Source organism: Chroococcidiopsis sp., assembly GCF_051657925.1.
In the GTDB taxonomy this organism is placed as follows: domain Bacteria; phylum Cyanobacteriota; class Cyanobacteriia; order Cyanobacteriales; family Chroococcidiopsidaceae; genus Chroococcidiopsis.
Map to the genome: position 1 here is coordinate 1 of NZ_JBOFLP010000012.1, position 21,388 is coordinate 21,388.

The 21,388-nt window shown below is 45.7% G+C and carries 23 protein-coding genes and 1 other RNA gene; 13 read left to right on the forward strand and 11 right to left on the reverse strand.

Annotated elements, in window-relative coordinates:
* On the forward strand, nucleotides 1-928 hold a 928-nt coding region (locus ACRC32_RS00795), incomplete at its 5' end, for a cytochrome c biogenesis protein (protein ID WP_438552202.1).
* A gap of 57 nt (nucleotides 929-985) precedes the next feature.
* Complete coding sequence (locus tag ACRC32_RS00800; protein WP_438552203.1) at nucleotides 986-1,525, forward strand: hypothetical protein; 540 nt, start codon at nucleotides 986-988, stop codon at nucleotides 1,523-1,525.
* 70 nt (nucleotides 1,526-1,595) lie between these two features.
* Here ACRC32_RS00800 and ACRC32_RS00805 read toward each other — a convergent pair whose 3' ends face one another.
* The 6 genes from ACRC32_RS00805 to ACRC32_RS00830 form a co-directional block, all read right to left on the reverse strand.
* Nucleotides 1,596-2,093 (reverse strand): pentapeptide repeat-containing protein, encoded by a 498-nt coding sequence (locus ACRC32_RS00805; RefSeq protein ID WP_438552204.1) that lies wholly within the window; start codon nucleotides 2,091-2,093, stop codon nucleotides 1,596-1,598.
* Between the two features lie 116 nt (nucleotides 2,094-2,209).
* On the reverse strand, nucleotides 2,210-2,605 hold the full coding sequence (gene queF, locus ACRC32_RS00810; RefSeq protein ID WP_438552236.1) for a preQ(1) synthase: 396 nt from the start codon (nucleotides 2,603-2,605) through the stop codon (nucleotides 2,210-2,212).
* An 84-nt stretch (nucleotides 2,606-2,689) separates the two neighbouring features.
* Nucleotides 2,690-3,100 (reverse strand): hypothetical protein, encoded by a 411-nt coding sequence (locus tag ACRC32_RS00815; protein WP_015156265.1) that lies wholly within the window; start codon nucleotides 3,098-3,100, stop codon nucleotides 2,690-2,692.
* A 215-nt stretch (nucleotides 3,101-3,315) separates the two neighbouring features.
* Complete coding sequence (locus tag ACRC32_RS00820; RefSeq protein WP_438552237.1) at nucleotides 3,316-3,702, reverse strand: phasin family protein; 387 nt, start codon at nucleotides 3,700-3,702, stop codon at nucleotides 3,316-3,318.
* A 24-nt stretch (nucleotides 3,703-3,726) separates the two neighbouring features.
* Nucleotides 3,727-3,823: signal recognition particle sRNA small type (gene ffs, locus ACRC32_RS00825), an RNA gene on the reverse strand.
* Between the two features lie 106 nt (nucleotides 3,824-3,929).
* Complete coding sequence (locus ACRC32_RS00830; RefSeq protein ID WP_438552205.1) at nucleotides 3,930-4,196, reverse strand: YciI family protein; 267 nt, start codon at nucleotides 4,194-4,196, stop codon at nucleotides 3,930-3,932.
* 116 nt (nucleotides 4,197-4,312) lie between these two features.
* Here ACRC32_RS00830 and ACRC32_RS00835 point away from each other — a divergent pair, with 116 nt between their 5' ends.
* From ACRC32_RS00835 to ACRC32_RS00845, 3 genes are all read left to right on the forward strand, one after another.
* A complete protein-coding gene (locus ACRC32_RS00835) occupies nucleotides 4,313-4,873 on the forward strand; it encodes a 2'-5' RNA ligase family protein (protein WP_438552206.1) in 561 nt (186 codons plus the stop codon).
* A gap of 118 nt (nucleotides 4,874-4,991) precedes the next feature.
* Entirely contained in the window at nucleotides 4,992-6,341 is a 1,350-nt protein-coding gene (locus ACRC32_RS00840; protein WP_438552238.1) for a four-carbon acid sugar kinase family protein, read from the forward strand.
* 40 nt (nucleotides 6,342-6,381) lie between these two features.
* A complete protein-coding gene (locus ACRC32_RS00845; RefSeq protein ID WP_438552207.1) occupies nucleotides 6,382-6,831 on the forward strand; it encodes a hypothetical protein in 450 nt (149 codons plus the stop codon).
* A 125-nt stretch (nucleotides 6,832-6,956) separates the two neighbouring features.
* Here ACRC32_RS00845 and psbA read toward each other — a convergent pair whose 3' ends face one another.
* Nucleotides 6,957-8,039 carry a photosystem II q(b) protein gene (gene psbA, locus ACRC32_RS00850; RefSeq protein WP_438552208.1) on the reverse strand — a complete coding sequence of 361 codons (1,083 nt, stop codon included), beginning with the start codon at nucleotides 8,037-8,039 and terminating at the stop codon, nucleotides 6,957-6,959.
* Nucleotides 8,040-8,465: 426 nt separating this feature from the next.
* Between psbA and cofG the strand changes: the two genes are divergently transcribed.
* Together cofG and hflX are read left to right on the forward strand one after the other, a co-directional pair.
* Nucleotides 8,466-9,422 (forward strand): 7,8-didemethyl-8-hydroxy-5-deazariboflavin synthase subunit CofG, encoded by a 957-nt coding sequence (gene cofG, locus ACRC32_RS00855; protein WP_438552209.1) that lies wholly within the window; start codon nucleotides 8,466-8,468, stop codon nucleotides 9,420-9,422.
* 169 nt (nucleotides 9,423-9,591) lie between these two features.
* Nucleotides 9,592-11,328, forward strand: coding sequence for a GTPase HflX (gene hflX / locus ACRC32_RS00860; RefSeq protein ID WP_438552239.1), 1,737 nt, complete (start codon nucleotides 9,592-9,594; stop codon nucleotides 11,326-11,328).
* A gap of 31 nt (nucleotides 11,329-11,359) precedes the next feature.
* Here hflX and ACRC32_RS00865 read toward each other — a convergent pair whose 3' ends face one another.
* Both ACRC32_RS00865 and ACRC32_RS00870 read right to left on the reverse strand, forming a co-directional pair.
* Nucleotides 11,360-12,055, reverse strand: coding sequence for a TIGR04283 family arsenosugar biosynthesis glycosyltransferase (locus tag ACRC32_RS00865; RefSeq protein WP_438552240.1), 696 nt, complete (start codon nucleotides 12,053-12,055; stop codon nucleotides 11,360-11,362).
* 65 nt (nucleotides 12,056-12,120) lie between these two features.
* Nucleotides 12,121-12,759 (reverse strand): TIGR04282 family arsenosugar biosynthesis glycosyltransferase, encoded by a 639-nt coding sequence (locus tag ACRC32_RS00870; RefSeq protein WP_438552210.1) that lies wholly within the window; start codon nucleotides 12,757-12,759, stop codon nucleotides 12,121-12,123.
* Nucleotides 12,760-13,006: 247 nt separating this feature from the next.
* On the opposite strand from ACRC32_RS00870, the gene pgl reads away from it, so the two are divergent.
* From pgl to ACRC32_RS00890, 4 genes are all read left to right on the forward strand, one after another.
* Complete coding sequence (gene pgl / locus ACRC32_RS00875; protein ID WP_438552211.1) at nucleotides 13,007-13,738, forward strand: 6-phosphogluconolactonase; 732 nt, start codon at nucleotides 13,007-13,009, stop codon at nucleotides 13,736-13,738.
* A gap of 37 nt (nucleotides 13,739-13,775) precedes the next feature.
* Entirely contained in the window at nucleotides 13,776-14,690 is a 915-nt protein-coding gene (locus ACRC32_RS00880; RefSeq protein WP_438552212.1) for an FHA domain-containing protein, read from the forward strand.
* Between the two features lie 31 nt (nucleotides 14,691-14,721).
* Nucleotides 14,722-15,027 (forward strand): FHA domain-containing protein, encoded by a 306-nt coding sequence (locus ACRC32_RS00885; RefSeq protein ID WP_015156279.1) that lies wholly within the window; start codon nucleotides 14,722-14,724, stop codon nucleotides 15,025-15,027.
* A gap of 211 nt (nucleotides 15,028-15,238) precedes the next feature.
* Complete coding sequence (locus tag ACRC32_RS00890) at nucleotides 15,239-15,472, forward strand: DNA-directed RNA polymerase subunit omega (RefSeq protein ID WP_015156280.1); 234 nt, start codon at nucleotides 15,239-15,241, stop codon at nucleotides 15,470-15,472.
* A 60-nt stretch (nucleotides 15,473-15,532) separates the two neighbouring features.
* On the opposite strand, the gene ACRC32_RS00895 is transcribed toward ACRC32_RS00890, so the two are convergent.
* Nucleotides 15,533-15,658 carry a hypothetical protein gene (locus ACRC32_RS00895; protein WP_438552213.1) on the reverse strand — a complete coding sequence of 42 codons (126 nt, stop codon included), beginning with the start codon at nucleotides 15,656-15,658 and terminating at the stop codon, nucleotides 15,533-15,535.
* A gap of 257 nt (nucleotides 15,659-15,915) precedes the next feature.
* Here ACRC32_RS00895 and ACRC32_RS00900 point away from each other — a divergent pair, with 257 nt between their 5' ends.
* Entirely contained in the window at nucleotides 15,916-16,791 is an 876-nt protein-coding gene (locus ACRC32_RS00900) for an SDR family oxidoreductase (protein ID WP_438552214.1), read from the forward strand.
* A gap of 119 nt (nucleotides 16,792-16,910) precedes the next feature.
* Nucleotides 16,911-17,552 carry a molybdenum cofactor guanylyltransferase gene (locus tag ACRC32_RS00905; protein ID WP_438552241.1) on the forward strand — a complete coding sequence of 214 codons (642 nt, stop codon included), beginning with the start codon at nucleotides 16,911-16,913 and terminating at the stop codon, nucleotides 17,550-17,552.
* On the opposite strand, the gene ACRC32_RS00910 is transcribed toward ACRC32_RS00905, so the two are convergent.
* Nucleotides 17,503-20,787, reverse strand: coding sequence for an EAL domain-containing protein (locus ACRC32_RS00910; protein WP_438552215.1), 3,285 nt, complete (start codon nucleotides 20,785-20,787; stop codon nucleotides 17,503-17,505). The genes ACRC32_RS00905 and ACRC32_RS00910 overlap by 50 nt on opposite strands.
* Nucleotides 20,788-21,388 lie beyond the last annotated feature (601 nt).

A 21,388-nucleotide genomic window follows, 5' to 3' on the forward strand; every position in this document is an offset into this window, starting at 1 on the left:
ACTGTTGCAACAAAAGCGCTACCGTGTCTTTCAGGGCGAACAAGATAACTTATATGCCCGTAAAGGTATTGCCGGACGAATCGGTCCAATTATCGTTCACATTGGTATTGTCATCATTTTAGCTGGGGCAATTTGGGGAGCCATGACAGGTTTTGTCGCTCAAGAAATGGTTCCTAGTGGTGAAAGCTTTCAAATACGTAACATCATTGATGCTGGTCCACTAGCAGCACCTCAAATTCCCAAAGATTTATCTTTAAAAGTCAACCGCTTTTGGATCGATTACACTCCTACTGGTAGTATCGACCAATTTTATTCCGATATATCTGCACTCGATCGCCAGGGACAAGAAGTCAAACGCAAGACTATATTTGTCAACGAACCTTTTCGCTACCGAGGCGTAACTTTTTATCAAACTGATTGGGGGATTGCGGCAATTCGAATTCGATTTAATAATAGTCCAACCTTGCAGTTACCAATGGCAGCTTTAAATACCAACGGTAACGGTCGTTTGTGGGGAACTTGGATTCCCACGAAAACAGACTTGAGTGAGGGAGTTTCTCTGCTAGCAAAAGATTTACAGGGAACGCTATTGATTTATGATGCCAAAGGTCAGTTAGTTGATACTCTGCGGGCGGGAATGGCTACCACTGTCAACGGTGTGACGCTGAGAATTGTCGATGTGGTTGGCAGTACGGGCTTGCAGATTAAAGCTGACCCTGGAATCCCCATTGTCTATGCAGGTTTTGGCTTGCTGATGCTGGGAGTTGTGATGAGTTATGTTTCCCACTCACAAATCTGGGCTTTAGAAAAGGACGGTCACTTTTACGTTGGCGGCAGAACCAATCGAGCGCAGGTGGCTTTTGAACGAGAAATGCTAGAGATTCTAGACCAACTAAACACTCCAGCTCACAAAACATCTGCTATTTGATAGATTGTGGTTATGTAAATTAAACTTTAGTTTAATGATGAATTCTAATGAATACTCATGAGTGATGAAGAACAGAAGAGAATCAAGCAGATAGAACTGAAATATAAAAAAATGGATGCGATCTCGCGAGTCCTCGCCGCGATCGCTACCAGTGCTTCTGCTGTAGCTGCCTTCTTAGCCTTACAAAACTACACGGCGCGTCCGCCTCAATCTGTCGTCCCTTCAGCACCAACAGCATCACCTCAATCTCCCTTAGCACCAACTCGATCGGCAGCACCGCAAGCGCGCCCAGCTACAGCGCCAGTTCAAACATCGAAACCGCAAGCGCGTCCAGCTACAGCGCCAGCCCAATCTTCTCAACCGCAAGCGCCTAACCCAGCTGCTAATTCTGCGCCTTCTCAAGTACGAGTAGTTACTCCGCAAGTGCCAAAGATTCCTGATGTCGTCTCTTCACCAGTAAAAATAGTTGTTCCACAAATGCCGAAAATTCCTGATGCTATTTCTCCACCGATACAAATAGTTACTCCACAATCGCCCGCAAAACCTACTACGCCTGCAAATCCGCCTCAAAGCAATGATGACGATGGAGACGACTAGCAGGCTATGGTTGTAGATATAGAGACGCAAAATAGCGCGTCTCTACAGATTTATGTCTTTACAGGCTAGATTAGGAACACTCTAGAGACTCGCGGGTGTCAACTCCAGTGACGGGATTAACTCCACTAGCGTACTCGCACAACTGCACGACTTGTTCTCGATCTAGCACGGCTTCGCTGAAATCTGCACCCGTCACTTTTGCTCCCTTAAAATTCGATCGCAACATCATGGCTGATGTCAAAATCGCATCGCTCAGGTCTGCTGCTGATAAATCGCTGAGATAGGCAATACCATAGCTGAAGTCAACGCCGTGCAAGTTAGCTTTGCGCAAAATCGCACTATTAAAAACCGCCCCTCGCAAATCAGCGCTACTAAAATTAGCCTCTGCAAGCTTAGTATTATTAAACTCTGCTCTTACTAAATTTTGACCGGAATAATCTTTAGTCTGAACTTGCACGTCATCGTAGGCTCGGATGGCTGCGGAACTAGCAGCTTGAGCAGGTAAAGGCAAGGTGACAAAGACAAATAAGGCGATCGCTATTCCCAGAAAATACCGAAATCCACGCATGGCAAGCTGAATGAATCAGTTACAGAACTGCATCAAAAGTAACATTATTTAACTTTATTTTCTCGATTCTGCGGAAAGATTTTTAGTAAGAAGCGTATTAGAAAGCTTTGCTACACTCAAAATGCTTCTGGAGTTTGGCGGTGGTGTACCTCAATAACTGTGTGTACGTTACCACGGGGGGCAAAATCACCTTTAATATGCGCTTCTAAAGGATCGCAAGCTGCCACAAAGTCATCGAGAATCTGATTGACGCTCTCTTCGTGAGAAATGTAGCGATCGCGATAGCTATTAATATAAAGTTTAATGGCTTTTAGCTCCACTACCCGCTCGTCAGGGACGTATGTAATGTGAATCGTGGCAAAATCAGGATAGCCAGAAAAAGGACACTTACAGGTAAATTCCGGTAGAGTGATGTGAATCTCGTACCGTCGTCCAATGCGCGGGTTGGGAAATGTAATTAGCTTACCTTCAGTAATCTGGCGTTCGCCGTACTTGATTTCCTCTACTGACATTTCTTCTGCTGACTGTGATGTGAGATCGGGGGAAGGGTTCAAGATTGATTCAAATTTTGGGTTCTTTGTAATATAATATTACACTTAAAACTCAAACTCTTCTGCTTCCCAATCCGGGCAATTGCTATCGTCCCAACCGTAGGGATGCATGGCACAGACCATGAGATTGCCACCATAAACTTGCCCGTGGTAATGCTGGCAACCCATACAAGCGGGATGTTGTTGTGGAGTAGGTTCGACTGAATAAGGAAAAGAGATTTCCGAATCGTCCATCAAGTCATCCAGATGCCAATATGAATCGAGATCCACATCATCATTTAAATCGGCTAGATATTGCTCGACCTCGGTAACGATCGTATTGTGTAGATGCTCGGAAAATTCTCCAGATAGCTCAAACAGAGTTTCCACAGTTGTCGTCACTTCCAGAAACAACCGTTCTACTTCGTCCACTGCCGTTTCGATTAATTCCAAGAAATCTTTTTGCCACTTTTCCATAGTCTTATGGGGGCGATCCACTCTAGTTGCAGTCTCAATCTTGATGTTTGAATAAAATTGGATAGCACTTACTGTCCAATCTATTTCGCAATCTATTTACTTATAGATCTAAAAATTCTATTTTGAACGGTTATTCAAGGCGATCGCAGTCGAATCGAAACAAATATTAATCAATCAATGACTGACAAACTCACGGGTAATATATTCCAATTTGACTACTCCCGTTGCAGCCGCTTGAGTTCGTCTTGCAGTTTTTGTACTTGCTCCCGTAACTGGTCTACATTACCTTCGCTAGTAGTTTGAGTCGTTGAGGTTGTGGGTTTTTCTTCATCATCGGACAGAATTTCAATCCGACGCGGTTCGCTAGAAGCTTTGCTACCATCTACTTCAGTTGGTGGCTGTTGAGCTTGCCTCATCAAGTCATCCACATACCGCTTTGCTTCATCAGCGGTCATCTCACCCTTCGCTACTAGCTCATCTGCCAGTTTTTGAGCTTGCGATCGCAGTTCTGCTAGCTTACCTGTCGCCCTCTCGCTGGCATAAGAAGCTAATCCAACGCCGAGATAAAACGCTTTTTGCACGATATCCCCTAAACCAGGCATGGCTGCAATTGCTCCCATAAACTAGGCGACTCGGAGACCACGCCTATCACAAGCATCCCGTATTGCTGCTACCTTCCGGTTCTGACAAGGTTTGGGCGTTGAGATCGCGTAGATCCGAGTCTTTTTCATCATAGCAGTTTTTTTCAGTTGTCAGTTATCAGTTAATAGGGAGTAGGGAGTAGGGAGCAGGGAGCAGTGACCGATGACCGATGACCGATGACCCTTCATCATTCAATGACAATTCGCCATTCATATAGTTCGTATTTGACGCAACCAGATTTTACGAGTGGGTCTTGTGCCACAATTGCTTCAGCCTCAGTCATGGAGTTTGCCTGAAACAGCATCATTCCGCCACCCAAACACCCCCAATAACCAGTTTTGGCTTGGTGTCCTCGGTCGATTAAATCGCGAACGTAAGCTTTATGGGCGGCTACGTGTTGGTCAAAAATAGTTTTGTCAACTATGCCTTTTTCAATCTTGACAAACCAAGGCATTCACGCTCATCCTCTAAACTTCTAAACTTAAATATGAATATGTAACATTTAGTATTTTCAACTGCGATCGCCAAAATTTTTACTTTACATAACTTTAAAGTGCATTTTAAACGACCTTGAATACCGAAACTAGTTTATTCTTTGTTGCCCTGCTGCCACCACTAGATATTCAAGACTATGCCACTCAGATTAAACAATATTTTGCCACGCAGTATCACAGCCGCGCCGCGCTGAAATCTCCACCCCACATAACTTTGCAACCGCCATTTAGGTGGTTAAATACTGACGTACCTTCTTTAGAAGAGTGCTTGCGGGACTATGGCAGCGATCGCGCCTCAATTCCAATTACGCTCAATGGTTTTGCAGCGTTCCCTCCGCGCGTAATATATATAGACGTGGTGCGATCGGCTGAATTACTGACCTTACAAGCCGATTTGATGGCACAATTAGCAGCAAAATTAGGAATTGTCGATCGCGTATCCAAAACTCGTCCCTTTGCACCCCACATGACGGTGGGGTTTAAAGACTTAACCAGACAAAACTTTCGCTTAGCATGGCAAGAATTTCAGCCGCGACAACTCTACTTTGAGTTTACGGCTAGCTGTTTAACGCTACTGCGACACGACGGCAAAAAGTGGCAGATTCAATCGGAATTTAGGTTTGGTGGTAATGAGTAATTGATAGTTGTCAGTTATCAGTTGACAGTTAACTACTCACTACTCACTACTCCCTGCTCCCTGCTCCCTGCTCCCTCAAAAAATGAGACAATAACAAGGGCAGCGCTCAATGTCAAACATGGCAACCAAACCGAAAATTATTGTCCTCGATGACGATCCTACAGGCTCTCAAACCGTCCACAGTTGCTTGTTGCTAACGCGGTGGGATGTCGATACTTTGCGGCTGGGGTTGCAAGATGACGCACCAATTTTCTTCGTGCTGACAAATACGCGATCGCTACCTCCTGATAAAGCTGCAACTGTGACTAAGGAAGTCTGCCACAATTTAAAACTAGCTTTGGCAGCGGAGGAAATTGCAGATTTTCTCATCGTCAGTCGTTCTGATTCTACATTACGGGGACATTACCCGATTGAAACCGATGCGATCGCTGAAGAACTGGGACCTTTTGACGCGCATTTTCTAGTTCCAGCTTTCTTTGAAGGCGGACGAGTCACCCGCGATAGCGTGCATTACTTAATTGTGGATGGCGTTCCCACTCCAGTTCATGAAACCGAATTTGCTCGCGATTCTGTCTTTGGTTATACATACAGTTATTTACCCGACTATGTGGAAGAGAAAACCAAAGGACGCATTCCCGCACTTTCAGTAGAAAGGTTTTTACTCTCAGAGATTCGCAGTGGTACAGATATTACGAATAATTTCTCCACTTTAGAAAGGTTAATGCAGCTCCAGGGAAATCGATGCGTTGTCGTTGATGCAGAGACGCAAGACGATCTCAATCGCTTTGCTACCAACGTCCTCAACGCCGCCAGCCAGGGAAAGCGCTTTTTGTTTCGCAGTGCAGCTAGCTTATTGACGGCTTTAGCAGCTCTACCAACTCAACCGGTTCCTGCTGAAGCGATGTCTCGATATGTACGGGGTGGAAAGCCAGGTGCAGTCATCGTTGGTTCTCATGTCAAGAAGACAACTCAACAGTTAGAAAGGTTGCTGCAAGAACCGGATATTGTCGGTATTGAAGTCGATGTAGCTCATTTGTTAGAAGATTCAACACCCCAAAAACACCAATTACGCGATCGCACTTTAGAAAAGATTAATTCCGTTCACAACTCTGGAAAAACTCCAGTTGTTTATACTAGCCGTAAAGAATTAGTCTTTCCAGACATGCAAACTCGCCTGCAATTTGGCGCAGATGTTTCAGCTCTGTTGATGGATATCGTCAAGGGTTTACCGTCAGATATTGGGTTTTTAATTAGCAAGGGTGGAATCACTTCCAACGATGTTTTAAGTGACGGACTCGCCCTGACTTCTGCCCGATTATTGGGGCAAATTTTAGCTGGTTGCTCAATGGTACGCACACCAGTCGATCATCCACAATTTCCTAATCTACCTGTAGTTTTATTTCCTGGGAATGTTGGCAATACCGATGCGTTAGCCACAATTTATCGCCGTCTGGTAACGGTAACTTAAAAGAACGAGGCATTACATCTCAGCGCCAGATTTAGCGACAGTGAAGCGAATTATTCTTTCTCTAGCAGCATTAACTTTTATCGCAGCTGCAATAGCCCTATTGAACGGCTCGATTTTACCAAGAAAGCCTGACGAGGTATCGCGATGTCCGCGCGAAGCCTTGACGAGATCTGATACCAAGAGCGATCGCATACATCCCGAAAAAGTTGTCGTCAGACCCTGGAAAGGTCGGCATCAAGTCTATGCTATTTTTGTACTCCCTGATGACTATGAGATAGACAATGCTGTTGTCGTAAGTATTGACGGAGAGATGACTTACTGTGCTAGCAAACCTGCCAGAGTGAAAGGAGATGAATTTCAAGGAGTCTATGCTAAGCCCGGAGAAGATATATTTGTGGCACGCTTTAGAACTCGAACCGCTAGTTGGCTGATTGCCCAAGGCAAAGTAGAATCACTAAAACAACCGCGCAACTGGAGCTTGAGGAAATAGAAATCACCTGTTCCCTGCTCCCTACTCCCCGATCTACAAATAAAAAGCACCCCTCAACTCTGAAAGGCGCTCTTTACATTTATGGAGAGACACGAGCGATCGCATCTCGGCTATTAGCTATTGAATTAACCGTTGATAACAGGAGCGGTTAAAGCAACTGGAGTAGCTTCACCACTAGCCAAATCGAGTGGGAAGTTGTGAGCGTTCCGCTCGTGCATAACTTCCATACCCAGGTTAGCGCGGTTGAGTACGTCAGCCCAGGTGTTGACTACGCGACCTTGGGAATCAAGAACAGATTGGTTGAAGTTGAAGCCGTTGAGGTTGAACGCCATGGTGCTGATCCCTAATGCGGTGAACCAGATACCGACGACGGGCCAAGCACCTAAGAAGAAGTGCAAGGAACGGCTGTTATTGAAGGAAGCGTATTGGAAGATCAGACGACCGAAGTAGCCGTGTGCGGCAACGATGTTGTAGGTTTCTCCTTCTTGACCGAATTTGTAACCGTAGTTTTGAGATTCGGTTTCGGTAGTTTCGCGTACCAGAGAAGAGGTAACGAGAGAACCGTGCATTGCACAGAATAGAGAACCACCAAATACCGCGGCTACACCTAACTGGTGGAAGGGGTGCATCAGGATGTTGTGTTCGGCTTGGAACACCAACATAAAGTTGAAGGTTCCAGAGATCCCTAAAGGCATACCATCAGAGAAGGAGCCTTGTCCGATTGGGTAAATTAGGAACACGGAGGTAGCAGCAGCCAAAGGAGCGCTGTAAGCTACGCAGATCCAAGGACGCATACCCAAGCGGTAGGACAACTCCCACTGACGACCCATGTAAGCAAAAATGCCGATGAGGAAGTGGAAGACTACCAATTGGTAAGGACCACCGTTGTAGAGCCACTCATCTAAAGAAGCAGCTTCCCAAATCGGGTAGAAGTGCAAACCGATCGCGTTAGAAGAAGGCACAACAGCACCGGAGATGATGTTGTTGCCATAGATCAATGAACCTGCAACGGGTTCGCGGATACCATCGATGTCTACCGGAGGAGCAGCCACGAAAGCGATGATGAAACAGATGGTAGCGGATAGCAACGTAGGAATCATCAATACACCGAACCAACCTACGTAAAGGCGGTTTTCAGTGCTAGTGACCCAGTTGCAGAACCGATCCCACGGGCTGGAGCTGCGCTCGCGCTGTAATGTGGTTGTCATGGTTCTATAATTGCTGGTTTGAACTGTTAATGAACTGATAATTAAATTCTAGGCAGTATGTTTACCACCTGTATTGAAGATTAACGTTAGGAATTGATTTTTGTAAAGGGTTTTTTAGTTTAATTTTTGTTTTTTCGGCAACGAAAGAGCGAGAACGGCAAATTACAGTAATAACTACAATTTTTGTAAATTTTTATTTAATCGACGGAAGAATTTTTAACTCTTCTTTATATCAAGTTCTACGGAATGATTGTATCTAAATGTAAAAATGAGTATAAACAATTTAATTAAGAAATGTTAAACAACAAATTGGTGGTTGGTTGTTAGTTGTTGGCTAACTGATAACTGATAACTGACAACTTTGTAGAGACGCTACATGTAACGTCTCTACACTGACAACTGACAACTGACAACTGATAACTGATTATGACTGGTATTATCACTTATAGCCCTGCTTATACCTTAGTTCCGACTTACGAATGCTTTAATCGCTGTAGTTACTGCAACTTTCGTACCGATCCCGGTCAAAGTCCTTGGATGACATTAGAATCAGCAGCAAAGATTCTGAAGGGACTGCAAAAGCAAGGCGTATGCGAGATCTTGATTTTAAGCGGTGAAGTCCATCCGCGATCGCCCCATCGAAATGCTTGGTTTGAAAGAATTTACCAATTGTGCCAACTTGCTTTAGAACTGGGTTTTTTACCCCATACCAATGCTGGACCTCTCAGTTTTGCGGAAATGGAACGCCTTAAAACCGTCAATGTTTCAATGGGGTTGATGTTGGAACAATTGACACCAGAGTTATTACAAACAGTACATCGACATGCACCGAGTAAAATTCCCCAATTGAGATTGCAACAATTAGAATGGGCGGGAAAATTACAGATTCCGTTTACGACTGGGTTATTACTAGGAATAGGAGAAACCGAAACAGATTGGTGGGATACATTAGAGGCGATCGCCACACTACAGCGACGCTGGGGACATATACAAGAAGTCATATTGCAGCCTCACAGTCCTGGTAGTCAGCAAAGCTTCGATGCACCAGCTTTTAACCCGCATCAAATGCCAGCAGTTATTAGCAAAGCTAGGAAAATTTTACCTTTAGATATTACAATTCAAATTCCCCCTAATTTAGTACTAGATCCGCAATGGCTGTTAGCCTGTATAGAAGCTGGTGCTAGAGATTTAGGCGGAATTAGTCCTAAAGATGAAGTTAACCCCGATTATCCTCATCTTTCTGCACCACAATTAATCAAAATTCTGGAACCCGCAGGATGGCAACTCGTACCCCGATTACCTATATATTCTCAATATGACCGTTGGCTGACATCGCAGTTGCAAACATCTGTGAGACAATGGCGACGTATTAGGAAAGGGTAAGTCGTAAGTCGTAAGTCGGGAATGAGTGGTGCGTGGTGCGAGAGAGCAGAGGAAGCTCCAGGAGCAGAGGGAGCAGAGGAGAAATTACTGGTAACTGGTAACTGGTAACTGGTCACTGCTCCCTTTTTTGTAGAATAGGTAATGAAGCATTCAGAGGATAAAAAAGCCTATCGAGACTATCTACGGAAACTTACAGGGTCTAAAGTCTAGCCAATTAAAGCAACTTGCTAGACTGTACCATCAACGCTTACCAGGCGATCGCCTCACTACGTCTGAATTTGCCCAAAGGTTAGCGGCAATTAGTAGCGACATTAACCAGCCAGTCTGTGTTTATATTAACCGTCGCGGACAAGCGATCCGAGTCGGAGTAGGGACACCCAGACAAACTCAAATCCCACCTTTAGAATTGCCCCGATACGGTGCAGAACGACTCAGCGGTATTCGCTGCATTGCTACACAGCTCAAACCAGAGCCGCCAAATGAAGCTGCACTGACATCAATGGCACTACAAAGGCTAGATGCATTGGTAACGCTCAACATTACCAGCACTGGCTTTGAAAAGCGGGGTGGCGGAGTCACGGGATACGTGAAAGAAGCATACCTGTCCCATCTCGTACCCAGCACCAGTATAGAATCTCCACTCCCAACTCCCGACTCCCAACTCCCGACTCCCCAAACCGCATGGAGTGTATCCCCACCTCTGAGCCTAGACAGCCTCACCAAACAAGACTTTCTTGACTTGGTAGAAGGATTAGAAGCGGAGTTCGGACGAGAATTTATCGGTCAACAAGTCGATACAGACCGCGATCGCGTTTTACTAGTTGGAGTAGTAACGGATAACGTAGCGGCGCGAGAATTTCAAGACCGTTTGGCAGAATTGGGACGCTTGGTAGAAACGGCTGGCGGAGAGGTGTTGCAGGTGGTACAACAAAAACGCCCTCATATTCATCCTCAAACAGTGGTGGGCACGGGAAAAGTGCAAGAAATTGCGCTCACAGCTCAAACTTTGGGAGCAAACTTGATTGTCTTCGATCGCGATCTTTCTCCCGCCCAAGTGCGTAACTTGGAAATCCAAATTGGGATCGGAGTCGTCGATCGCACGGAAGTGATCTTAGATATCTTTGCCCAACGCGCCCAGTCACGAGCGGGTAAATTACAAGTTGAGCTAGCCCAATTAGAATACATGCTGCCCCGTCTGACGGGTAGAGGTCAAGCCATGTCTCGATTGGGTGGTGGAATTGGAACTCGCGGTCCTGGGGAAACAAAATTAGAAACTGAACGACGGGCAATTAGTCGTCGCATATCACGACTGCAACAAGAAGTCAACCAGCTCCAAGCTCATCGATCGCGACTGCGTCAACAGCGCCAACACCAAGAAGTCCCCTCAATCGCCTTAGTTGGCTATACCAATGCTGGGAAATCGACATTGTTAAATGCTTTAACAAATGCTGAAGTCTATACTGCCGACCAGCTATTTGCTACCCTCGACCCGACGACGCGCCGTCTAGTCATTACAGATACAGATACAGGCAAACCGCAAGAAATCGTCCTGACAGATACAGTAGGGTTCATTCACGAACTACCTGCATCGCTGATGGATGCTTTTCGGGCAACATTAGAAGAAGTGACGGAAGCCGATGCTTTACTGCACGTAGTAGATTTATCCCATCCGGCTTGGCAAAGTCAAATTCGTGCTGTGATGGGCATCTTATCAGAAATGCCCGTTACCCCGGGTCCAATTCTGTTGGCACTCAACAAAATCGATCGAGCTGATAGCGACACTCTCGCACTGGCGCAATCTGAGTTTCCCCAAGCAGTATTTATTGCTGCCGAGAAGCGACTGGGTTTGGAAACCCTGCGACAGCGGTTGCTTCAGTTAGCTAAATACGCGGTGACAACTGTGTAATTATTGACAGTTGACGGTCAACTGTCAACTGTCAACCACTAACTTTTCCACGATACCAAGCGGCAATTTTTTTAGGTGAAACGCCTAATAGATAAGAAATAACTGCGATTTGATTTTTGATTGTAGTTTGGCAAACGCCTTGTTCGAGCCAACGGCGTGGGGAGGTAAGCACGGATGTAGGCAGTATAACGATGCGCCCTCTGCGTCTCAATTGGCACATCAGTTCAAAATCTTCCATCATTGGTAAATCGGGAAAGTTGCCCAACTGATGAAATACAGACGATCTTAAAAAAATGGCTTGGTCGCCGTAAGGCATTTGCAGAAGTCGCGATCGCCAATTGACTCCCCATTCAATTAATCGCAAGCTACTTAAAGGCGAATCAATTTGTAAGCGAAAAGCTCCCGCGATCGCGTTAGGTTTAACCATTGTAGCCCGTACCATTGCATCAAATCCAAGCGGTAGACGAGTATCGGCATGGAGAAAAAGTAAAATTTCCCCTGTTGCTGTGGCTGCACCAAAATTCATTTGTTTGGCGCGTCCTTTAGGAATAGACAACACTTTTGCTCCCCAACCAGAGGCGATCGCCACAGTATCATCTTGGCTACCACCATCCACAACAATAACTTCTACATTTGTCCCTGTTTGCGTGCTAGCTAAAGTTTTTTCAATGACTCGTGCTTCATTTACCGCCGGAATAATAATCGAAATCTTTTCTTCCTTGTCCACGCCAGTCCGCTTAACGGAGGACACCTCCGCACGCGGCTGGCTCCCCTTGTCTCCCTTGTCCTGCTTCACGGCGATCTCTGCTCCCAAATATACAGATCTTCAGGGCGATCGACATCTGGTAGTTGGGGTAAGTAAGCAACAGATAAATTTAACCGTTTGGCGATCGCAACTGTTTGGGGTAAGACTTCAGGAGATCCCCAATTCACCCCGACAAATAACTCTGGAATAAAGCGGCGTAGACCGAGTAGATAGTAACCGCCATCGACAGCCGGTCCAAGAACGAGATCGTCGTCAGCTGCCCAGTGTAACTGGTCAAAAGCTTCTGCTAGTAGCTCTGCATGCAAACCAGGGCAATCAGTGCCGACGATCGCAGCACAGTCAGCACCATCATGAAATGTAGTGGCAAGCGATCGCGCCATGCGAGTCCCGAGATCTCCCTCTCCTTGGACTGTATAAATAAAGTCATTTCCCAGCCACTGCATCATCAAATTTGAGTTTCCACCAGCAAAACAAACTTCTACCCTGACAGAACGTTGTGCTTGCAGTCGCTTCACCTGCATCAGGGTATGCTCGGTCATCTGGCGATGCAATAAAGCTGCTTTTTCTGCACCTAAAGCTGGGATCAGTCTTGTTTTTGTCTTCCCTGGTTCAGGGTAGCGGGTGAAAATAATTAAACTTTCTCGGATAATTCTAGTAGCGTTCACAAAACAAAACTTTACACTTATCAGTTATCAGTGGTAATTGATAGTTGGTAGTTGGTAGTTGGTTGACGGTTGACAGTTGTTCTCTCTTTTCTCCCTCAGCTCCCCCAACTTCCCCAGCTCCCGATTGCTCCCTCAGCTCTCTTTCTCCAGCCCCTAGCCCCTAGCCCCTAGCCCCTTGTAAAATGTAACAGCTTCGGTACATTTTAACTGAGAGTATAAATTGCACTGCTATAACACTGCTATAACAATGCACAAAAAAGTTGAAGTTCTACCAGATCTAGCGGCGCTAGTCCAGCGATCGCTCGAACTCACCCTCGCCCAAATGCACAACGCCATTCAAGCACGGGGACTGTGTACCATCGCCTTATCGGGTGGTAGCACGCCTAAACCTCTCTATGAAGCGATCGCTGCCCAAGCATTACCTTGGGAGAAAGTTCACGTTTTTTGGGGTGACGAACGATACGTTCCTCCCGATAGCCCAGATAGCAATCAGCGGATGGCACGACAAGCTTGGTTAGATAAAGTCGAGATTCCTGCCGAGAATATCCACCCCATGCCCACCAATGCAGCCGATCCTACTGACGCTGCCCTTCAATACGAAACCCATCTTAAAGAGTTTTTTCAACTAAAATCGGGTGAATTTCCCGCTTTGGATGTAAATTTATTGGGGATGGGAGATGACGGACATACAGCGTCCTTGTTTCCTCATACTGCGGCTTTACAAATATGCGATCGCATAGTTACAGTTGGGAACAAAGATGGACAGCCTCGGATCACATTTACTCTCCCTACTATCAACCAAGCTCGTTGCACCATATTTTTAGTCTCTGGTGCGAACAAGCAAGCGGCATTAGCACAGGTATTTGCATCCGTAGCGGACGATTATACCTATCCTGCACGGTTCGTTCAACCCCAAGGAGAACTTTGGTGGTTGTTGGATCGAGCAGCCGGACAAGGCTTGCAATTACCCGAAGAGTAGCGCTTAAAATCAAAAACTGTTCACAGGGATTGACTTCATGATCGTTTGCCCTAATTGCAATCACCTCAACCCAGAAGGGGCGCAAGCCTGCGAAGCTTGCTACACACCTCTACCAGCTACTACTAGTTGTCCTAACTGTGGCGCACCCGTACAAACTGATGCAAGGTTCTGCGGACAATGTGGCTACGATCTCAGTGCTGACTTAGCAACTGTCGCCGAAGGAACGCCGCTAGATCTTGGTGACCTACCACCGACTCAACCAAACTTGGCTGTTCCAGAACCCAGAGTCGAGGAACCCAGAGTCGAGGAACCCAGAGTCGAGGAACCCAGAGTCGAGGAACCCAGAATAGAGCCAGCTATAGAGCTAGAATCACCTGCACCTATAGTGGAAATCATTCATCGCGACCTATCACTGACTCCAGAGCCAGAACCGATAATACCACCAGCGCCGACTCCAGAGCCAGAACCAATCGCAGAATCTCGTAAGAGTAGCAATATTAACCCTCCTCCCCCACCAGCACCATTCACACCGCCAACACCACCACCACCACCAGCAGCAGTATCCCAACCCACTCCCATGCCAGCAATGCCCGTGGTTTCGAGTTCCAAAACCCAATTGCAGCAGCAGATTGCCAAGCTCTTTCACGTCCAGACCAATACTCTCATCGAGCTACCACCAACTCTTTCTGTGGTGCATATTGGTAAGCCTAACGATCGCATTCCTCCAGATGTTGATGTGGCTGGGTTTCCTAATTCCGAAATCGTCTCGCGCATTCATGCCGACATTCGCATTGAAGGAGATGCTTACTACATAGAAGATGTGGGCAGTTCCAACGGAACTTACATCAACAATATGCCCCTTTTACCAGGTAATCGTCACCGTTTGCGGATGGGCGATCGCATTGCTTTAGGTAAGGGAGACTTAGTAACTTTTCTGTTCCAACTTTCATAGCTACTTGTAGCTTATTCTCGACCTGGCTCAAGTGATTACAATTACTCTGCTACATCCTCAAAATGGTACTCCCGTCCAAAATTGGACGTTTGAAACTGAATCTGTTGTCCGCGTCGGACGGGCAACAGACAATCAGGTAATTCTATACAGTGCTGTTGTTTCTCGCTACCATGCCGAATTACATGCGACAAGGGGACAATGGCAGTTAGTGAATTTAGGTGCAAATGGCACTTATATAGATGGTCAACCAATTACAGAATCGATTTCAGTCATAAATGGTACGGTGATTCGACTGGCTAAATCCGGTCCCCAGTTACAGATTAAGTTATTGCCATAGCAAGCTGAAGGTGAGCTAGTGTAAAAAGTTAGGCAGACGGCAGAAGTTAAGAAGAGGCACTCCGGCGGGATGTCTGTTTGGCTACCTAGTTGAATACGATGCCACAGAAGATATTTTCAACAGCCTCAAGCAAGACCTTACCAAAGAATATGTGAGCGGTTGCTTTGGTTAAGTGACTTACAATGGGAGTTATCTTCAACGACCAATTGCCATGCTGAAGCGTTCTAAGTTCGAGACAACCCAATCTCAAATTATGCACCGTGCGGAGGAGCTGATCGACGCAGCATCGAACCGCTATCGAATTACCGTCCAAGTCGCCAACCGTGCTAAGCGTCGCCGTTATGAAGATTTTGATAATGTAGACGATCCGATGATGAAACCAGTCATCCGCGCCATCATTGAGATGTCTGACGAGTTGACTCAACCAGAAATTATCGGTGAATAGCCAATAAAGTAAGTCATGAGTGGTTAGTGGCTGGTGGCTAGATTCTTAGTTTTGGTCTAGTCACCAGTCACTCTTCACTGATAACTGACAACTGACAACTGATAACGGGTGAGTTGCGATCGCCCGTTTTTTGCTATTTATTGCGGTCGCTGAATAAAATGCTTGAGTTAATCCAATTAAACTCATTGGCTCTGCGATCGCACGTTTAAACAATAAATCTCACCTCAGTTCTGGGTTCTTTAAAAATAAACCCGCCCATACGAAACTTTTGACTTGCTGACATCAGCTATAAAATAAATTGCTTAAATTGCTCGAACGGAAAGCTTTTACCTGAAAGAATAAATTTCCCCCCAATTCCCGTTGTAGTGATTAACATGAATGAGGTACTAGAGAATTTGTGACTTGCCTCAAGCGTACATTTTATCCTCTAGGGAGTTAGCAACATGTTTTTGGTTACGGGAGCAACAGGAGGAATTGGCAGGAGGGTGGTGCGATCGCTCCGAGAACGGGGAATGCCCGTGCGTGCTTTTGTGCGTCTGCTATCTCGCTATAGTGAGTTAGAACATCGAGGCGCAGAAATCTTTATCGGCGATCTGCAAGTCGATCGAGATATTCAAAAAGCTTGTCAGGGAGTACAGTACATTGTTAGCGCTCACGGTTCCGATGGCAATGCCTTCGCTCTAGACTACCATGCCAATATTGAGTTGATCGACCGAGCTAAAGAACAGAAAGTACAGCACTTTGTTTTTATCTCTGTCTTAGGAGCAGATCGCGGTTATGAAGATGCACCAGTATTCAAAGCAAAGCGTGCTGTAGAAAAGTATTTGCAAGCAAGCGGAATTAATTATACAATTTTGCGACCAGCCGGACTTGCTTCTAACCTCCTACCATTGGCAGAAAGATTTCGGCAAACAGGAATTTATTTACTAGTTGGTGATGGCAAAAACCGCACTTCTATTGTTAGTACTGACGATTTAGCACAAATAATTGTTAACTCATTCATGCTTCCAGAGGCGCGTAATCGAACTTTCTCCGTTGGAGGAGCGGAAATATTACAACGGCAAGATGTACCGCACATTCTCGGTAAGATTTTCAATATCGAGCCAATTATTATTAATCCTCCCTTACTTGCGGTAGACGGATTTAGAACTGTAACAGGTTTGTTTAATCCTTCCTTGCAAAAAGCTTTAGGCACTTTCCGCACTTTACTAGATAACGAATTTTTCTGCACTCGCGAAGAAATTGCTCAGTTAGAGGAAATCTATCATCTAAAAATGGAAAACCTAGAGAGTTTTTTACGGCGCTATTTAGCAATATGAGTGAAAGTCAAAAGTTAAAAGTCAAAAGTCAAAAGGTAAATTGCCGACTCCCGACTTCCGACTCCCGACTCCCGATTTCCCTTTCTAGCATCGTCCTAGCGGGAGGTAAGAGTTCGCGGATGGGACGGGATAAAGCTCTACTTCCAGTTGATGGCGTACCGTTGTTGCAAAAAGTATGCGAAGTAGCACTTGCATTATGCGATCGCGTCTACGTCGTAACTCCTTGGCAAGAGCGCTATCAGCATTTACTTCCTATTGGGTGTGAGTTTATTAGGGAGCAGGGAGCAGTTATCAGTGACCAGTTATCAGTGACCAGTGACCAGTTTACCAACAATCAACAACCATCAACCTTCACGCAGTATAGTGCTAGCGCCTACAACCAACAACTAACAACCAATAGCCCTTTAATAGGCTTTGCCCAAGGACTAATTCATGTAGAAACAGAATGGGTATTGTTACTGGCGTGCGATCTACCTTGCTTGCAGTTGGAAGTGTTGCAAGATTGGGCGAACGAACTTGTAGGGATACCAGAAGAAGCGATCGCTCTGCTTCCGCGCCATCCTAAAGGCTGGGAGCCTTTGTGCGGTTTCTATCGTCACAGTTGTTTGAACGTCCTTGAATCATATATCGAGCAAGGTGGGCGCTCTTTTCAGCGGTGGTTGGCGCAACATCCGGTTCAGCCCTTATCCGATTTTGAGCCTTCAATGCTATTTAACTGCAATACCCCAACTGACTATGCAGCCGTGTCACAGGGCGATTGAGCGTAAGCGCTTTCGGTTGAGAAATGCCATAACCTTGAGCGTAATCAACTCCTAATTGGCGCAGCTTGTCTAAAATAAACTCATCTTCAACAAATTCAGCGATGGTCTGAATACCCATAACGCTAGCAATTTTAGCGATCGCTGCTACCATTTCAGCAGCGATCGGGTCAGAGACAATTTCCCGTACAAATACCCCATCGATCTTTAAATAATCTACAGGTAAATTTTTCAGATAGGCAAAGCTAGACATGCCGCTACCAAAGTCGTCTAGGGCAAAACTACAGCCTAGCGCTTTGAGTTGGCGCATTACAGCTGCGGCTTTCGCTAAATTCGTAATGGCTACAGTCTCCGTGACTTCAAAACAAATTAACTGGGGACAAATCTCCGTGAGAGCAAATTGCTCTTGAACAAAAGAAATAAACTGTTCGTCATTTAGCGTTGCGCCAGATAAATTGACTGCATAGACATGTGGTAGACGAGCAGTTGAGGACAGCATTAAGTGACGAAACAAAGTTTGAATCACCCAGCGATCGATCCGGTGCATCAGATGGTAGCGTTCGGCAGCAGGAATAAATGCCATCGGCGAGACTAATTTTCCCGTCTCATCCTCCAGCCGCAGCAACACTTCACAGTGATGTGGCAAACCAGCGCTAGTCGGAGCGATCGCGGCAATGGGCTGATAGAATAAGCGAAAGCGGTTGTCTTCCAATGCTTGAGGTAGGCGCGTCACCCATTGCATTTCTCCTTGTTGAATGGCAAGTTCGGTGTCGTCGAGTTGGTAGACGTGGACGCGGTTACGCCCTTTGTTTTTGGCAACATAGCAAGCAGCATCGGCAGCACTTAAGACGCTAGCAACACTAGGAGTAGTAATGTTAATTTCTACTAGACCAATGCTGACACCAACGGTAAAGGTTTTGTCTTGCCAAACGAAGCGATAGTCGTTGATTTGCTGCCGCAGCACGTTAGCAATCTGAGTCGCTTGTTCTAAAGGACACGAGTAGAGCAGGATGCCAAATTCATCCCCGCCTAAGCGGGCTAGAGTATCAGTTTTACGTAATTGAGTCGGTAGCAAACTGCTAATATGACGCAGCAGCATATCTCCAGCTGCATGTCCGCAAGTATCGTTAATAATTTTGAATTGATCGAGATCGAGGTAGCAGAGAACGTGCTGGATGCTGCCATTTTGGGCGCTGTGGACGGCAGTAGCCAAGCGTTTCTCAAATTCTCGTCGGTTGTAGAGTTCGGTTAAGGGGTCGTGGCTGGCTTGCCATGCCAGTTGTCTCGCCATCGTGTTGGCTTGAGTGATGTCGCGAAACACTAAAATGCTACCGATCAGTTGGCGATCGCTAGCATAAATCGGTGCAGCTGAGTGATCGATCGCAAATTCCGTCCCATCCCGTCCGATTAACAAGGTGTTGTATGAGGATTTGACAATCCGACTTTCATCTAAGACTCGCTCTACGGGATTGTCTAATGTCTCCCGCGTAATTTCATTGACGATCTTGAAGACACAATCGAGGGGTAGTCCTCTAGCTTGTTCGCCATCCCAACGGGTGAGTTTTTCTGCTACGGGATTGAGCGATTGAACGTAACCCTCTGCATCTGTGGTAATGACGGCATCGCCAATTGAGTGTAACGTCACTTGTGCTAGTTCTTTTTCACGCGAGAGAGCAAGTTCGATCCGCTTGCGCTCGTTAATTTCTCGCGTTAGTTCCAAGTTGGCAGCTTCAGCGATTTTTGCCCTGACGAGGGCTTCTTCTGCTTGCTTGCGGGCGGTGATGTCGTGTTGTACGCCCCAAACTCGCACTAGGTAGCCATTTTCGACAATACCGATGAGATTGTTGAGAAAGTAGCGGAGATTACCGTGGCGATCGAACTCGCACAATTCAGCATCTACCAGGCGATAGCCAGAGCTGATGAAGGCGCGAAAAAACTCTATGTTAGAGGGAATGGACTTGGGTAAAAATTCACCGATCCTCGCTCCTAACATCTCACCTACACTGGCGTAACCGAACATACCTGCCAAGACTTCGTTGCATTCTGCGAGATAGCCGTGCTGGTAAAAGTCATTGACTTGTATCTCTAGAGCAGCTTGAATTGCTACTGGTCGCTCTAATTCACAACGCCAAATACCTTCGGAGCTTTGGGCGAGAAATACGCGATAGCGTTCTTCACTTTTAAGTAGTGCCGCTTGAGATTGGTTCAGCTGAGTTAGCATCCAATTAATCGTACTGGCTAGACAGGCTAATTCGTCGTTACCAGGTATTTCAACGCGGGAACGCAGGTCGCTACTAGCACCGATTCGGCTGACATCGCTGCTTAAACGCGCTATGCGCGACAGGACTAATTTTTCTAATAGTAGTAAAGTTGTGACGCTAAAGACCAAACCAACCAACAACAACAACCACACGAGATAACGAACGCTGAGTTGTCCGCGTTGGTAGATCTGCCTTGGTAAATTTACGCGCAAGATTGCGGCTGGATTCCCTTCCATATTTCGCAGCATCGCGTAGCCAGCAATCGTACTTTCATTTAGCGATCGCACGAAGACTTGCTGGTCTTTAATTAAAGTGTGTTCTGCTCTTTGAAAGTCTAAGGGTAGGGGCGGTTGGTCTAATCGCTCTAAGGCAATATCGAAGTGCGTCTTTGCTGCTAGCTGTCTAACATCCAGATAGCGTCCCATGACGAGAATGCCGCGATTGGGACCTTTGCCTTCACTGGTTAAAATTTGCCGCACGGCAATCAACATCAGTCCTTCAGGTAGCTGCAACAGCCCCATTTGCTGTCGCTCGTCATTATCTGGTTGTAGTAGAAATTCTGGTTGTTGGAAGTATTTTTGTAGGCTTTTCGGTACTGGTAAAGCCTGTTTTGTATAGGGCGTGATGAAGCCGTTATAAATTATCCGCCGATCGCGGCGGCGGATATACATAACGAGATCGAGATTCGATCTCACTAGTGAAGCATAGTTAAATGCGTTTTGAAAATACTCTAGATTGCCAGTCTCAATATCGGTATAAGTACCATCCCACTCTGCCTCATCGCCATTCATGATGTTTAATTTGTTCAGCTCATCATTGTATGCTTGCACGATGCGACGGACATTTCGATCGGCATCCTGTTCTTCCACTTGGGTAAACCCATCTAATAAAATTGTTTTGGAAGTGCTATACAGCGCTACAAATAGACTGAATAGCGTCATGCCAGTAATAATTAATGTCTTTTTACGCAGCGTCATAAGATGGCATAAGCAGCAATGGTTGACTGGGACTTGGCAAGCAATTTAACGATCTCACCTCGATTCTGCATGACTAGTTGGCAGTGGTTTTGAGTTTGCCGCTGATGAGATGACCGAGACTGAACAGCTAAATTGGTGCTACTGACTGCAATAGCGATATTTTTCTAGTACTCATTTCTCTTCCTAGTCAATTGCAGCACAACCCTAGCCTCTAACATCAACTGAAAAAAATTATCAAAAAGTACATAGTTTTTAATTTTTGTTTTTGACTTGTAGATTTTAACTTCAGTAGCTACCGTATGCCTCCTCATTAAATTCGATTAGAAATCAAGTCGTCAAGCTCGGTTCAATTAATGCTCTTTCATCTATAGCCGATCGCACTACTAATAATTGCAATTTGTAAAGGAAATGTTTGATTATGCAGTCAAACTTGAGATTTTTTAAAATAAATCCTCGTTTGAATCGAAAATCAAAAAGCCTGAAGCAAAAAAATAATTGAGAATTGGTGCTGGGTAGCTGCTGTTGGAGTTTAAATAGTTATTATGCATCGACGATCGCACTAAGTGCCATAGAGAAAAGCTTAATTTTACCCTTCTTTGCA